The following is a 13365-nucleotide window of genomic DNA, read 5'->3' as shown; positions in this document are numbered from 1 at the left end:
TGTTTGGCCTGCTGCTGTTCCTGATCCTTTGCTCGGCGTTTTTCTCAAGCTCCGAAACCAGCCTGCTTAGCCTTAACCGCTACCGCCTGCGCTACTTGGCCAAACAAGGTCGGCGTGGCGCCAAGCGCGCCAGCACCTTGCTCAACCGCCCACAGCTACTGCTGGGTATTCTGCATTTCGGCAATACCTTGGTGACCGTACTGGCCGCCACTGTCGCCGCGGTATTGGCACTGGAGCTGTGGGGCGAAGTCGGCCTGATCCTCTCCACCTTGGGCCTGACCCTGGCCTTGCTGCTGTTCGCCGATATCACGCCACGATCCCTCGCCGTATTGCGCCCGGAAGCGTTTGCCTTTCCGTTTAGCGCGCCGGTGCGCTTGTTGGTGGAGCTGTTTGCGCCGTTGGTGTGGCTGCTCAACGCCATTAGCAACGGTTTGCTGCGCCTGTGCGGCATCGACCCCACGCGTAAGCGCAAAGACGGCCTGAGTGCCGAAGAGCTGCGTAGTGTGGTGCGCGAAGCCACCCATGAGCTGCCGCAAAATCGCCAGAGCATGCTGCTGAGCATCCTCGACCTGGAAACGGTGACGGTTAACGACATCATGATTCCGCGCAATGAGGTCACCGGCATCGACCTCGACGACCCGCTGGACGACATCATCACCCAGCTGCGCACGACGTCGCACACGCGCCTGCCGGTGTTTCGCGGCGACCTTAATCAGATCGAAGGCGTGGTGCATATGCGCCAGATCGCCCGCCTGCTGACCCACGACCAGTTGACCATCGAAGCCCTGAGCGCTGCCGCTCACGAGCCCTACTTCGTGCCGGAAAGCACGCCGCTATCGACCCAGCTACTGAATTTCCAAAAACAGAAACGGCGCATTGGCATCGTGGTCGATGAGTACGGCGATGTGCAGGGCATCGTCACCCTGGAAGATATTCTGGAAGAGATCGTCGGCGACTTCAGCAACCAAGACGCCCTGCGCAGCCCCGATATTCACCCGCAAGAAGATGGCACCCAGGTGATCGACGGCGCCGCATATATTCGCGAAGTGAACAAAGCCTTGGGCTGGAGCCTGCCGTGTGACGGGCCAAAAACCCTTAATGGGTTGATTACCGAAGCGCTGGAAAATATTCCCGACAGCGCGGTGTGTTTGAAGATCGGCCCGTATCGGCTGGAAATCCTGCAGTCCACCGACAACCGCGTAAAAAGCGTGCGTGTCTGGCGCCCTGCGCCGCGCCTCAACCCAAATGCACCGAGTGAATCGGCTGATTAGCTGAAGGTGTGATTGTCAGCAGCGCTGCGGCGCTTTTATAGTCGAACTCCCCTGCCCCGCCTTGCCCACCGCAAGCCGGGCACGGCAGCTTCGGAAGGCCTCACAAAGCGCTCTTCCCCACGCTGCGCACCTCCCGCGTTTTATCCCTGCGCGCTGCCCCCACAATAATTTCGCCCATCAGAGGCCACGCATGACTAGCGCTATCAGCACCGCCATTGCCGACGAAGGCAAACCTGCGAACTCCACCGCCCGCGTCGCCACTGCCAGCTTTATTGGCACCGCCATCGAGTTCTACGATTTCTATGTGTACGCCACCGCAGCGGCGCTGGTGATCGGCCCGGTGTTTTTTCCCGCCACCTCCACCACGGCGCAAACCTTGGCGGCGTTTTTGAGTTTTGGTATCGCCTTTCTTGCGCGGCCACTGGGCTCGGCCTTGTTCGGCCACTTTGGCGACCGCGTAGGGCGTAAGTCGACGCTGGTGGCCTCGTTGCTGCTGATGGGCGTGTGCACCACGTTGATCGGCGTACTGCCGGGCTACGCCAGCATTGGCGCCTGGGCGCCGATACTGCTGTGCCTGCTGCGTTTCGGCCAAGGCCTGGGCTTGGGTGGCGAATGGGGTGGCGCGGCGTTGCTGGCCACCGAAAACGCCCCACCGGGCAAACGTGCCTGGTTTGGTATGTTTCCGCAGCTTGGCCCGTCGATTGGCTTTCTCGCCGCCAACGGCCTGTTCCTGACCCTGGCGATGACCTTGAGCGATGAGCAGTTCAAGGACTGGGGCTGGCGCATTCCGTTTCTACTTAGCGCCGTGCTGGTGATGGTTGGCCTATACGTGCGCCTGAAGCTGGAAGAAACCCCAGTATTTGCCAACGCCGTCGCCCGCCAAGAACGGGTGAAAGTGCCGCTGTTCGAACTGTTCAGCCACCACTGGGCACCGATGCTGTTGGGCGCCGGCGCCATGGTGGTGTGCTATGCGCTGTTCTATATCTCCACGGTGTTTTCCTTAAGCTACGGGATTTCCAGCCTGGGCTATACACGGGAAACCTTCCTCGGTCTGCTGTGCTTTGCCGTGGTGTTTATGGCGCTGGCGACACCGTTGTCGGCCTGGGCCAGCGACCGCTTTGGGCGCAAGCCGGTGTTGGTGGTCGGTGGCGTGTTGGCGATTATTTCCGGCTTTGCCATGGAGCCTTTGCTCACCCACGGCTCAACCTGGGCCGTGGCCCTGTTCCTAAGCATTGAGTTGTTTTTAATGGGCGTGACCTTTGCGCCGATGGGCGCATTGCTGCCGGAGCTATTCCCGACCCGCGTGCGTTATACCGGCGCGTCGGCGGCGTACAACCTGGGTGGGATTGTCGGGGCATCCGCCGCACCGTTTTTTGCCCAGCAGTTGGTGGCCATGGGTGGCTTGAGCTGGGTCGGTGGGTATGTGTCGGCGGCAGCGTTGCTCAGCGTGATTGCCGTGCTATGCCTGAAGGAAACCAAGAACGCCGATCTGCAACAGATCGGCTAACGGTAGGGTGTGCTGCGCGCACCACGCGATCTTGCCGAGATTGCAATGGTGCGCACAGCACACCCTACACGAGCTTAGAGCTCTACAACTACCGTTTGGGCGGCACGGGTCGCTTTAGCGCGGGCGGCATCGGTGGACTCATCGCGTGCCAGGGCTACGCCCATGCGGCGCTGACCATTCACTTCCGGCTTACCGAACAGGCGCAGCGCGGTATCTGGCTCGCTCAATGCAGCGCCCAGGTTGCTGAACGCGGTCTGGGTCGATTTACCTTCCACCAACACCACGGCCGAGGCTGATGGACCGAGCTGGCGAATGGCGGGAATCGGCAGACCAAGAATGGCGCGGGCATGCAGGGCAAATTCGGACAGGTCTTGGGAAATCAGGGTGACCAAACCGGTGTCGTGCGGGCGCGGGGAGATTTCGCAGAACCACACCTGATCGCCTTTAACGAACAGCTCCACACCAAACAAACCACGACCACCCAATGAACCGGTGACGGCCAGGGCGATGCGCTCGGCTTCGGCGCGGGCTTTATCGCTCATCACTTGTGGCTGCCAGGATTCCTGGTAGTCGCCTTTCACCTGGCGGTGGCCGACTGGCTGGCAAAAGGTCGTGCCGCCGATATGGCGCACGGTAAGCAGGGCAATTTCGTAGTCGAAGTCGATAAAGCCTTCCACGATCACTCGGCCCTTGCCGGCACGGCCGCCAGCTTGGGCGTAGTCCCAGGCGGCTTGCAGGTCGTCGGCGCTTTTCAGTACCGATTGGCCTTTGCCCGAGGAGCTCATGATCGGTTTGATCAGGCACGGAAAGCCCAGCGCTTGGGTGGCGGCTTTGGCTTCTTCAAAGGTGTCAGCGAAGCGGTACGGCGAGGTCGGCAGGCCAAGCTCTTCGGCGGCCAGGCGGCGGATGCCTTCGCGGTTCATGGTCAGCTGTGCGGCACGTGCGGTCGGGATCACGGTGTAGCCTTCGCTTTCCAGCTCAGCCAGGGTGGCGGTGGCAATGGCTTCGATTTCCGGCACGATGTAGTGCGGCTTTTCCAGCTCGATCACCGCACGCAGGGCGGCGCCGTCGAGCATGTCGACCACGTGGCTGCGGTGCGCGACCTGCATGGCCGGTGCGTTCGGGTAACGGTCCACAGCAATCACTTCAACGCCCAGGCGCTGCAGCTCGATCACTACTTCCTTGCCCAGCTCACCCGAGCCACACAGCAAGACGCGCGTCGCGCTGGGCGACAAGGGAGTTCCGATACGAGGCATGAGGCTTTCCTTCAGGGTGCAGTTGTTAAGTAAGGGAAAAAACTAAACCGGCTTGCTGGGTTCAGTCAGCAAGCCGCTGGCACGCGCGCGTTGCAGGCAGTAGCCGAGCACCAGACGGCGTTCGGCATTGTCCATGCGTCCCCAGCGGATAATTTCATCCGCGCTGCGTTGGCAGCCGGTGCAGATATCGTCGTCATCCAGGGCACAGACGCTAACGCAAGGCGAGCGCACCGGGCGTTCGGCGTCCATCAGTCGTCCTGCTCTACCAGGTCGCGGGCATAGCGCTGCGAATTATGAACGTAGTGGGCGGCGCTGGCTTCGAGCATTTTCTTTTGCGCGTCATTCAGTTCGCGCACCACCTTGCCGGGCGAGCCCATAACCAGCGAGCCATCGGGAATTTCCTTGCCTTCACCGATCAGCGAATTGGCGCCGATGATGCAGTACTTGCCGATTTTTGCGCCGTTGAGGATCACCGCGTTAATACCGATGAGGCTGTAATCACCCACCGTACAGCCATGCAGCATGGCGTTGTGGCCGATGGTCACGCCAGTACCAATATTGAGCGGAAAGCCCATATCGGTGTGCATCACCGTGCCGTCTTGCACGTTGCTGTTAACGCCGATATGGATCAGCTCGTTGTCACCCCGCAGCACCGCGTTAAACCAGACGCTAGCACCCGGTTCCAGCTTGACCTTGCCAACCAGCGTGGCGTTGGGCGCCACCCAGCTTTCGGGATGGGTGTCGACACTCGATTGTCCCAAGCGATATTTCATAGGCGGTTCCTCACGGGCGGGCGCTGTTCAAACGGCTTTAAAGGGCTCAGCTCAGGCTGATGTAGTGGTCCGGCGGCTGATGCAGGGAGATCCCGGCGTCATAAAGCAGGTTGACCAGCTCGACCACCATAATCGCCGTCAGCCCCCAGATTTTGTATTCGCCGTAGCGGTAGCTGGGCACGTACCAGTCGCGACCACGGTAATCGATGCGGTGGGTGACCTCGCGCGGGTCACTGCGAAAGAACTCCAGCGGCACACTGAATACCGCGGCAATTTCACCGTCGTTGGGTTGGTACTCAACGAAGTCTGGCACCACGCCGACATAAGGCGTGACCTGAATGCCGTGGCGCGACACCAGGCTGCTCAGCGGCCCGATCACCTCCACCAAGCCAGGCGGCAGGCCGATTTCTTCCTCAGCTTCGCGCAGGGCGGTGACGACCAGATCAGCATCTTCGGGGTCGCGCCGACCGCCAGGAAAGGCCACTTCGCCGCCATGGGTCGACAGCCCGCTGGCGCGCAGGGTCAATATCAGTTCCGGATTTTCACTGCGGGTAATGGGCACCAAAACGGCGGCTTCAGGAAAGCTTCGGTCGGTGCCCAGAACGACTGGTCTGTAGTCGCGCACGCGCTGGAGCAGCTCATCGAGCATGGGGCATTCTCGGTCTTTTGTTCTGCCGGGCATCATGGCATGAAAGCGCAAAGCTGCCCAAGCCCTGCACCCGCTCGCTCGACAGTTAGCGCCAGCCTTGCTCCTGGCCGCAGGGCACGCGAAGATGCGCGACACAGCCGCAACCCAGCCCCAGGAGACGGGATGAACTACTGCAGCCAGTGCGGCCACAGCGTGTCGCAGCGAATTCCCGAAGGCGATAACCGCCTGCGTTATGTGTGCAATGAATGCCAGACCATCCATTACCAGAACCCGCGCATCGTCGCCGGCTGTCTGCCGATTTGGGGTGATCAGGTGCTGCTCTGCCGCCGCGCCATCGAACCGCGTCGAGGTTACTGGACCCTGCCCGCCGGCTTTATGGAAAACAGCGAAACCATGGCCGAAGCCGCCATGCGTGAAACTATCGAGGAAGCCTGCGCGCGGGTGCGTAACTTGGAGTTGTATGGCATTTACGACCTGCCGCATATCAGCCAGGTATACGTATTTTTCCGCGCCGAACTGGTCGACCTCGACTTCGCCGTAGGCGAGGAAAGCCTGGAAGTGAAGCTGTTTTCCGAGGCCGAGATCCCTTGGTCCGAGCTGGCTTTCCCGACCGTAGGACGTACCCTAGAATGCTTCTTCGCCGACCGGGTGGCCCAACACTTCCCGGTGCGTAATGAGCCACTAGAAGCTCTACGCCCGCACTTCCCTTCTGTTAAACAGAGCGGCGTTTAACCACACAACACTGCGGGCTGCCCCACGCGGCCCACTACCTGGAATTGCACTGATGCGTCTGTTGTTAGCCTTTGTCTGCCTGTCGTTGGCGATGTTCTCGCATGCCTCCACCACCGTAACGCTGGATGGCAAAACCGTGGACAAAGTGCTGGTGATAAAAGCCGAGCACAAGCTGTTCTTGATGAACCGGGGCGAAACGCTGAAAAGCTACCGCATCTCCCTCGGCAAAAAGCCCAAGGGCCCGAAGCAGCGCGAAGGCGACAGCCGCACCCCCGAAGGCTTCTACTGGATCGACTGGCGCAAGATCAGCGACAAATACAACCTGGCCATGCACATCTCCTACCCCAACATCAAAGACCAGGCGGCGGCGCGCAAAGAAGGCGTACCACCAGGCGGCATGATCATGATTCACGGCACGCCAATTGATGACGAATTTCCCGAGTGGTACTTCCATACCCTGGACTGGACCGAGGGCTGCATCGCCATGAAAAACGACGATATGCGCGAGGTGTGGAGCTTGGTCAAAGACGGCACATTGATCGAGATTCGACCTTAAAACCAGCCTGCGTCGACGTCACGCTCACCGCACCTGGGCCCCCGCCTACGCGGGGGCGACGGTTTTTTGCATAAGACATCTGTCATTCCCGCGCAGGCGGGAATCCAGATTTGATTAAAGAAATACATGCCCACTAAAAAGGCGCCTCACGTGACGCCTTTAATGTTTAGAAAACCAAATCCGATAACCGCCACACTTCAAACGCCGGCGTCTCGTACGGATGAGCGCCTCTTAACGCCTTCACTGCGTCATGAATCAACTCATCCGCCACCACCAACTCCACTCTCCACTCGGCCACCTGTTCCAACACCCCAGGCTGACCGATAAACGCTTGGCTGCCCGGCAACGGCCGAAACTGCCCCTGGCCCAATGCCTGCCAGCAGCAGCTATCGTAATTCCCTACCCGCCCCGCACCCGCTCCAAACACAGCATTCTTAACAACGTCCAGATGGCTTTCCGGAACATAAAAACACAGCTTGTACATCCTGGTCTCCACGAGCTCTCGCGTGATTGGCGGCGCATGCTTTACTGGCGCCAATTAATCAGCATGCAGTGATGGCATATTGCCTCAATCACGCATAAGGGTGCAATTTTGCAATGCTTTCTTTGAGTAAGCAGCGGGCAAAAGTGTTCAGCGCCAGTTAGACAACTTGCTTATAAGCCCGCCCAGAATCGCCGCCACTTGCTCCTCACTGAGGGCGCTGCGGGGTGATGGCTGCCATCGCAGAACGGCAATTTTTGCGAGCGCCCACAGCGGCACAGCAACAGACGTTGCTCGCGCTTGGCGGTGTAGGTCAGGGCGTTTTCACAAGTGGCGGAGCAATCGGGCATTTGCGCCGATTGACCACAGGTACAGAAGCGCAAGGTGGCGCCTGCGTTAAGCAAGCGCACCTCGGGAAGTATGGGAGCAGGTGAAGCGGGTAATGCAGCAGGGGCAGGCTTGCCCGGCCCCTGTATTTCAGTCACAGCCGTTAACTCAGTTCACCCAGACGCGGGCGTTACGGAACATGCGCAGCCAGCCGCCGTCCTCTTCCCACTCTTCGGGTTTCCACGAGTTCTGCACGGCGCGGAATACCCGCTCCGGGTGCGGCATCATGATGGTCACGCGGCCATCGCGGCTGGTCAGGCCAGTAATGCCACGCGGCGAACCGTTGGGGTTGGCTGGGTAGTTTTCGGTGACCTTGCCGTGGTTGTCGATAAAGCGCAGCGATACACAACCGGACAGATCCGCTTCCAGCAACGCCTCTTCGCTTTCGAATTCAGCATGGCCTTCACCGTGAGCGATAGCGATTGGCATACGGGAACCGGCCATATCACGCAGGAAGATCGAGGCCGATTCCTGCACCTGCACCATGGCCACACGGGCCTCAAACTGCTCGGAACGGTTGCGCACAAAGTGCGGCCAGAACTCGCTGCCCGGAATCAGTTCGTGCAGGTTGGACATCATCTGGCAACCATTGCACACGCCGAGGGTAAAGCTGTCTTTGCGCTCAAAGAAGGCGCTGAAGTTGTCGCGGGCGCGGCTGTTGAACAGTACCGACTTGGCCCAGCCTTCACCGGCACCCAGCACGTCACCGTAGGAGAACCCACCGCAAGCCACCAGACCTTTGAAGTCTTCCAGGCTGACACGGCCGGCGAGGATATCGCTCATATGCACGTCAATGGCGTTGAAGCCGGCGCGGTCGAACGCCGCCGCCATTTCCACTTGACCGTTAACGCCCTGCTCACGCAGCACGGCCACTTGCGGGCGCACGTTTTTCTTAATGTAGGGCGCGGCAATATCCTGGTTAACGTCAAAGCCCAGCTTCACGCTCAAGCCTGGGTTGGCTTCGTCCAGCAGTACGTCGTACTCCTGCTCAGCACATTCAACGTTGTCGCGCAGACGCTGCACTTGGTAGCTGGTCGCCGCCCACTCACGCTGCAACATGCGACGCTCGCCAGTGAACACCGGCTGGTCGTTAAAGCTGATGTTCACTTCAGCATTGTTCAGCGGCTGACCGATCACGGCCACGCAGTCGCCCAAACCGGCGGCGCTGAATTGCGCCAACACTTCAGGGGTAGCGTCCTGACGCACTTGAATCACCGCACCCAACTCTTCGTTGAACAGCACGGCGGCCAGTTCTTCGCGGCTATGGGCCAGGGTGTCGAGCACGATATTCAAACCGCAGTGGCCGGCGAAGGCCATTTCCAGCACGGAAACCAACAGGCCGCCGTCGGAACGGTCGTGGTAGGCCAGCAGGCTGCCGTCGGCGTTCAAACCCTGGATCACGGCGAAGAAGGCTTTGAGGTCTTCGGCGTCGTCAACGTCCGGTGCCTGACGGGCGAGCTTGCCGTAGACCTGGGCAAGGATCGAAGCGCCCATACGGTTCTGGCCACGACCGAGGTCGATCAGAATCAGGTCGGTGATGCCTTTATCCATGCGCAGTTGCGGGGTGAGGGTTTTGCGCACATCCAGCACCGGGGCAAAACCGGTCACGATCAGCGACAACGGCGAGGTCACGCTCTTATCGGTGCCCTCTTCGCTCCAGCGGGTTTTCATCGACATCGAGTCTTTGCCCACCGGGATGGTGATACCCAGTTCCGGGCACAGCTCCATACCAACGGCTTTTACCGTGTCATACAAACGGGCATCTTCACCTGGGTGACCGGCAGCGGACATCCAGTTGGCCGACAGTTTGATGTCGGAAATTTTGCCAATGCGCGACGCAGCGATGTTGGTCAGGGTTTCGCCAATCGCCATACGCCCGGAGGCCGGGGCATTAAGCAAGGCCAGCGGCGTACGCTCGCCCATGGCCATAGCTTCACCGGTGTACACATCAAAGCTGGTGGCGGTAACGGCGCAGTCAGCCACCGGCACTTGCCATGGGCCAACCATTTGGTCGCGGGCAACCAGGCCGGTAATGGTGCGGTCGCCGATGGTGATCAAAAAGCTTTTGCTGGCTACAGCCGGGTGGTGCAGCACGCGCTCAACGGCTTCTTTCAGGTCGAGGCTGGCGGCGTCGAAATCATCGCCCAGTTCGGCTTCACGCACGGCGGAACGGTGCATACGCGGCGCTTTACCCAGCAGCACTTCCAGCGGCATATCCACGGCGTTGTTGCCGAAATGGCTGTCGGCCACGGTCAGTTGCGGCTCTTCCAACGCTTCGCCGACCACGGCAAACGGGCAGCGCTCGCGCTCGCAGATGGCTTTAAAGGTATCGAAGTCCGCCGCATCGACGGCCAGTACATAGCGCTCTTGCGATTCGTTGCACCAAATCTCGTGCGGGGCCATGCCCGGCTCGTCGTTTGGTACCGCACGCAGTTCGAAGCGACCACCGCGGCCGCCATCGTTAACCAGTTCCGGGAAGGCGTTGGACAGACCGCCAGCGCCAACGTCATGGATAAAGCTGATGGGGTTTTTGTCGCCCAACTGCCAGCAGCGGTCGATCACTTCCTGGCAACGGCGCTCCATTTCCGGGTTTTCCCGTTGCACGGAGGCAAAGTCCAAGTCCGCCGAGCTGGCGCCGGTGGCCATCGACGAAGCAGCGCCGCCGCCCAGGCCGATCAGCATGGCCGGGCCGCCGAGTACGATCAGCTTGGAGCCCACGGTGATCTCGGCTTTCTGCACGTGCTCAGCGCGGATGTTGCCCATACCACCGGCCAACATGATCGGCTTGTGGTAGCCACGCACTTCTTCGCCGTGGGGCGTGTTGATTTTTTGCTCGAAGGTACGGAAGTAACCAGTCAGGGCCGGACGACCGAATTCGTTGTTAAACGCGGCGCCGCCGAGCGGGCCTTCAATCATGATGTCCAGCGCCGTGACGATGCGCTCAGGCTTGCCGTACGGGGTTTCCCACGGTTGTTCAAAGCCTGGAATCTGCAGGTTGGACACGGTAAAGCCGGTGAGGCCGGCTTTCGGTTTAGCGCCGCGACCGGTAGCACCTTCGTCGCGAATCTCACCGCCAGAGCCGGTAGAAGCGCCGGGGAATGGCGCGATGGCGGTTGGGTGGTTGTGGGTTTCCACCTTCATCAAGATATGCACCGGCTCTTGCACCGCGCCGTATTGGCGGGTTTCGGAGTTCGGGAAAAAGCGCCCGGCGACCGAGCCTTCGATCACGGCGGCGTTGTCTTTATAAGCGGACAACACACCTTCGCCATGCATCTGGAAGGTGTTTTTGATCATGCCAAACAGGCTTTTTTCCTGGTTCTCGCCGTCGATATCCCAACTGGCGTTGAAGATTTTATGCCGGCAATGCTCGGAGTTGGCCTGGGCGAACATCATCAGTTCGATGTCGTGGGGGTTGCGCCCCAGTTTTACGAAGGCGGCGACCAGATAGTCGATTTCGTCATCGGCCAGGGCCAGACCGAGGTCACTGTTGGCCTGTTCCAATGCGGCGCGGCCACCCTTTAATACATCGACGGCGGTCAGCGGCTTGGGTTCGGCGTGGCTGAACAGACCGGCGGCCTGTTCCAGATCGCCCAACACCAGTTGTGTCATGCGGTCGTGCAAGGCGGCGGCAACCAACTCGGCGTCAGCATCGCTGAGCTCGCCGGCTACGTAATAAGCAATGCCGCGTTCCAGGCGTTGAATCTTCGCCAGGCCACAGTTGCGGGCGATATCGCTGGCCTTGCTGGACCACGGGGAGATGGTGCCAAAACGCGGCAGCACCAGGAACAGACAGCCGCTTGGCTCTTGCACCGGCACACTGGGGCCGTACTTGAGCAAGCGGGCGAGCACTTTCTCTTCATCGCCGGAGAGCAAACCAGTCACGTCGGCAAAGTGGGCAAACTCGGCATACACCGCTGTAACAGCGGGGACTTTGGCAGTCAGTTGCTCGAGTAACTTGCCGTGGCGGAAGGCAGAAAGGGCAGGAGCGCCGCGCAGGATCAACATCTTCGGGACAGCCTCGGGAAGGGGGATGCTTTGAGGCCGTGCATTCTAGCGCAAAGCTTGCGCCTAGGCACCCGCGACAGGGACTCAGTCGACAGTTTGGCGCTAGCAGAAGAGCACCCAGGCTGTCGAGATATGGCGACCTCAGCGCTTTGCGTATACTCCGCCGATGCTTGCACACACCTCGCTGCACAAACGCCCCCAGAAATGGTTGGCGGCGGCCACCTTTCTTCTGTTGCTCTGCGGCTGCAGTGAGCCTCAGCCAACAACCCTTGAGCGCATCCAGAAGGATGGCGTTCTGCGGGTGATCACCCGTAACAGTCCCGCGACCTACTTCCAGGACCGCAACGGCGAAACCGGCTTTGAGTACGAACTGGTCAAGCGCTTCGCCGATGACTTGGGCGTTGAGCTGAAAATTGAAACCGCCGATAGCCTCGACGATATTTTTTCCCGACTTAACCAGGAAAACGGCCCAGCCCTGGCTGCCGCTGGTCTGGTCAGCAGCCAGGGGCGCATGACCCAGGCGCGGTTTTCCCAGTCGTACCTGGAAGTCACCCCGCAGATTATTTACCGCCAAGGGCAAAACCGCCCCACCCGCCCGGAAGACCTGCTCGGCAAACGCATTATGGTGCTCAAGGGCAGCAGCCACGCCGAACAACTGGCGAAACTCAAGGTGCAGTTCCCCGAGCTGCAATATGAAGAGTCCGATGCGGTGGAGATCGTCGACCTGCTGCGCATGGTTGATGAAGGGCAGATCGACCTGACTCTGGTGGACTCCAACGAACTGGCGATGAACCAGGTGTACTTCCCCAACGTACGCGTGGCCTTTGACTTCGGCGATGCCAACACCCTGGGCTGGGCAGTGCCACCCGGCACCGACGACAGCCTGCTTAAAGAAGTGAATGCCTTTCTGGAGCGGGTGAAGATCAACGGTGTGCTGCAACGCCTGAAAGACCGCTACTACGGGCATGTCGACGTGTTGGGTTATGTCGGCGCCTACACCTTTGCCAAACACCTGCAACAGCGGCTGCCGCGCTACGAACAGCACTTCCGCCAGAACGGCAAAACCTATGAAATGGACTGGCGTCTACTGGCCGCCATTGGTTACCAGGAGTCGTTGTGGCAACCCAACGCCACCTCGAAAACCGGCGTGCGCGGCCTGATGATGCTGACCCAGAACACCGCCGAAGCCATGGGCGTATCCAACCGCCTGGACCCAAAACAAAGCATCAATGGCGGCAGCAAATACTTCGCCTCGATTCTGGAAAACCTCGCCCCCGAGCTGACCGAACCGGACCGCACCTGGTTTGCCCTGGCCGCCTACAACATCGGCATCGCGCACTTGGGCGACGCACGCAAGTTGGCCGAAGCCGAAGGGCTGGACCCGAATAAATGGCTCAACGTAAAAACCATGCTGCCGCGCTTGTCGCAAAAGCAGTGGTACAGCAAAACCAAATACGGCTATGCCCGTGGTGGTGAGACCGTGCACTTCGTGCAAAACATCCGCCGCTACTACGACATCCTCACCTGGGTGACCCAGCCGCAACTGGAAGGCGGGCAGATGGCCGAAGGCAACTTGCACATTCCTAGCATCGACAAACGCAAGCCCGACGATAACGGGCCAGCGGCGCTTTAACTCCGGACGACGCCCGAACCGCCCACCCCGTCGTCCCCGCGCAGGCGGGGATCCAGAATGTAGGTTGTGACGAAGAGTCTGGATTCCCGCCTGCGCGGGAATGACGGTGTACCGT

Annotated in this window: 12 protein-coding genes; 5 read left to right on the top strand and 7 right to left on the bottom strand. The window is 60.2% G+C overall.

The window, feature by feature from the left end; genetic code table 11:
* Window positions 1-8: 8 nt before the first annotated feature.
* Both AAAB16_RS18305 and AAAB16_RS18300 read left to right on the top strand, forming a co-directional pair.
* A complete protein-coding gene (locus AAAB16_RS18305; protein ID WP_340664609.1) occupies window positions 9-1271 on the top strand; it encodes an HlyC/CorC family transporter in 1263 nt (420 codons plus the stop codon).
* 190 nt (window positions 1272-1461) lie between these two features.
* A complete protein-coding gene (locus AAAB16_RS18300) occupies window positions 1462-2778 on the top strand; it encodes an MFS transporter (protein WP_340664606.1) in 1317 nt (438 codons plus the stop codon).
* A gap of 74 nt (window positions 2779-2852) precedes the next feature.
* Here the strand turns inward: AAAB16_RS18300 and purT are convergent, their stop codons facing one another.
* Genes purT through AAAB16_RS18280 form a run of 4 tightly spaced genes read right to left on the bottom strand, consistent with a single transcriptional unit; the run spans window position 2853 to window position 5456 of the window.
* On the bottom strand, window positions 2853-4034 hold the full coding sequence (gene purT, locus AAAB16_RS18295) for a formate-dependent phosphoribosylglycinamide formyltransferase (RefSeq protein ID WP_340664605.1): 1182 nt from the start codon (window positions 4032-4034) through the stop codon (window positions 2853-2855).
* A 42-nt stretch (window positions 4035-4076) separates the two neighbouring features.
* Complete coding sequence (locus tag AAAB16_RS18290) at window positions 4077-4286, bottom strand: DUF1289 domain-containing protein (protein WP_340664608.1); 210 nt, start codon at window positions 4284-4286, stop codon at window positions 4077-4079.
* The gene (locus AAAB16_RS18285; RefSeq protein ID WP_340664604.1) at window positions 4283-4807 is read right to left on the bottom strand and encodes a gamma carbonic anhydrase family protein; all 525 of its coding nucleotides are present in this window, start codon (window positions 4805-4807) and stop codon (window positions 4283-4285) included. Before AAAB16_RS18285 ends, AAAB16_RS18290 begins: the two co-directional genes overlap by 4 nt.
* Window positions 4808-4853: 46 nt before the next feature.
* Entirely contained in the window at window positions 4854-5456 is a 603-nt protein-coding gene (locus tag AAAB16_RS18280) for a CoA pyrophosphatase (RefSeq protein WP_340664603.1), read from the bottom strand.
* A 162-nt stretch (window positions 5457-5618) separates the two neighbouring features.
* On the opposite strand from AAAB16_RS18280, the gene AAAB16_RS18275 reads away from it, so the two are divergent.
* On the top strand, window positions 5619-6188 hold the full coding sequence (locus AAAB16_RS18275; RefSeq protein ID WP_340664602.1) for an NUDIX hydrolase: 570 nt from the start codon (window positions 5619-5621) through the stop codon (window positions 6186-6188).
* A 52-nt stretch (window positions 6189-6240) separates the two neighbouring features.
* A complete protein-coding gene (locus AAAB16_RS18270; protein WP_340664601.1) occupies window positions 6241-6744 on the top strand; it encodes a L,D-transpeptidase family protein in 504 nt (167 codons plus the stop codon).
* A 166-nt stretch (window positions 6745-6910) separates the two neighbouring features.
* On the opposite strand, the gene AAAB16_RS18265 is transcribed toward AAAB16_RS18270, so the two are convergent.
* The 3 genes from AAAB16_RS18265 to purL all read right to left on the bottom strand — a co-directional run bounded on the left by AAAB16_RS18265 (window position 6911) and on the right by purL (window position 11617).
* The gene (locus tag AAAB16_RS18265; RefSeq protein ID WP_340664600.1) at window positions 6911-7228 is read right to left on the bottom strand and encodes a YqfO family protein; all 318 of its coding nucleotides are present in this window, start codon (window positions 7226-7228) and stop codon (window positions 6911-6913) included.
* Between the two features lie 170 nt (window positions 7229-7398).
* Complete coding sequence (locus AAAB16_RS18260; RefSeq protein ID WP_340664607.1) at window positions 7399-7575, bottom strand: CDGSH iron-sulfur domain-containing protein; 177 nt, start codon at window positions 7573-7575, stop codon at window positions 7399-7401.
* A gap of 145 nt (window positions 7576-7720) precedes the next feature.
* Window positions 7721-11617, bottom strand: coding sequence for a phosphoribosylformylglycinamidine synthase (purL, locus tag AAAB16_RS18255; RefSeq protein ID WP_340664599.1), 3897 nt, complete (start codon window positions 11615-11617; stop codon window positions 7721-7723).
* 166 nt (window positions 11618-11783) lie between these two features.
* On the opposite strand from purL, the gene mltF reads away from it, so the two are divergent.
* A complete protein-coding gene (mltF, locus tag AAAB16_RS18250) occupies window positions 11784-13250 on the top strand; it encodes a membrane-bound lytic murein transglycosylase MltF (protein WP_110616050.1) in 1467 nt (488 codons plus the stop codon).
* The last annotated feature ends 115 nt before the right edge of the window (window positions 13251-13365 follow it).

Source organism: Pseudomonas sp. (genome assembly GCF_037994325.1).
Classification (GTDB): domain Bacteria; phylum Pseudomonadota; class Gammaproteobacteria; order Pseudomonadales; family Pseudomonadaceae; genus Aquipseudomonas.
Note: the sequence above shows the minus strand (reverse complement) of the source record. Positions and strands in the feature narration are given on the sequence as shown.

Excerpts from the sequence above, each read along its gene's own strand:
- AAAB16_RS18300 (WP_340664606.1), top strand. The coding sequence starts at position 1,462 with ATGACTAGCGCTATCAGCACCGCCATTGCCGACGAAGGCAAACCTGCG.
- purT (WP_340664605.1), bottom strand. The coding sequence starts at position 4,034 with ATGCCTCGTATCGGAACTCCCTTGTCGCCCAGCGCGACGCGCGTCTTG.
- AAAB16_RS18285 (WP_340664604.1), bottom strand. The coding sequence starts at position 4,807 with ATGAAATATCGCTTGGGACAATCGAGTGTCGACACCCATCCCGAAAGC.
- AAAB16_RS18280 (WP_340664603.1), bottom strand. The coding sequence starts at position 5,456 with ATGCTCGATGAGCTGCTCCAGCGCGTGCGCGACTACAGACCAGTCGTT.
- AAAB16_RS18275 (WP_340664602.1), top strand. The coding sequence starts at position 5,619 with ATGAACTACTGCAGCCAGTGCGGCCACAGCGTGTCGCAGCGAATTCCC.
- AAAB16_RS18270 (WP_340664601.1), top strand. The coding sequence starts at position 6,241 with ATGCGTCTGTTGTTAGCCTTTGTCTGCCTGTCGTTGGCGATGTTCTCG.
- AAAB16_RS18265 (WP_340664600.1), bottom strand. The coding sequence starts at position 7,228 with ATGTACAAGCTGTGTTTTTATGTTCCGGAAAGCCATCTGGACGTTGTT.
- AAAB16_RS18260 (WP_340664607.1), bottom strand. The coding sequence starts at position 7,575 with ATGCCCGATTGCTCCGCCACTTGTGAAAACGCCCTGACCTACACCGCC.
- purL (WP_340664599.1), bottom strand. The coding sequence starts at position 11,617 with ATGTTGATCCTGCGCGGCGCTCCTGCCCTTTCTGCCTTCCGCCACGGC.
- mltF (WP_110616050.1), top strand. The coding sequence starts at position 11,784 with ATGCTTGCACACACCTCGCTGCACAAACGCCCCCAGAAATGGTTGGCG.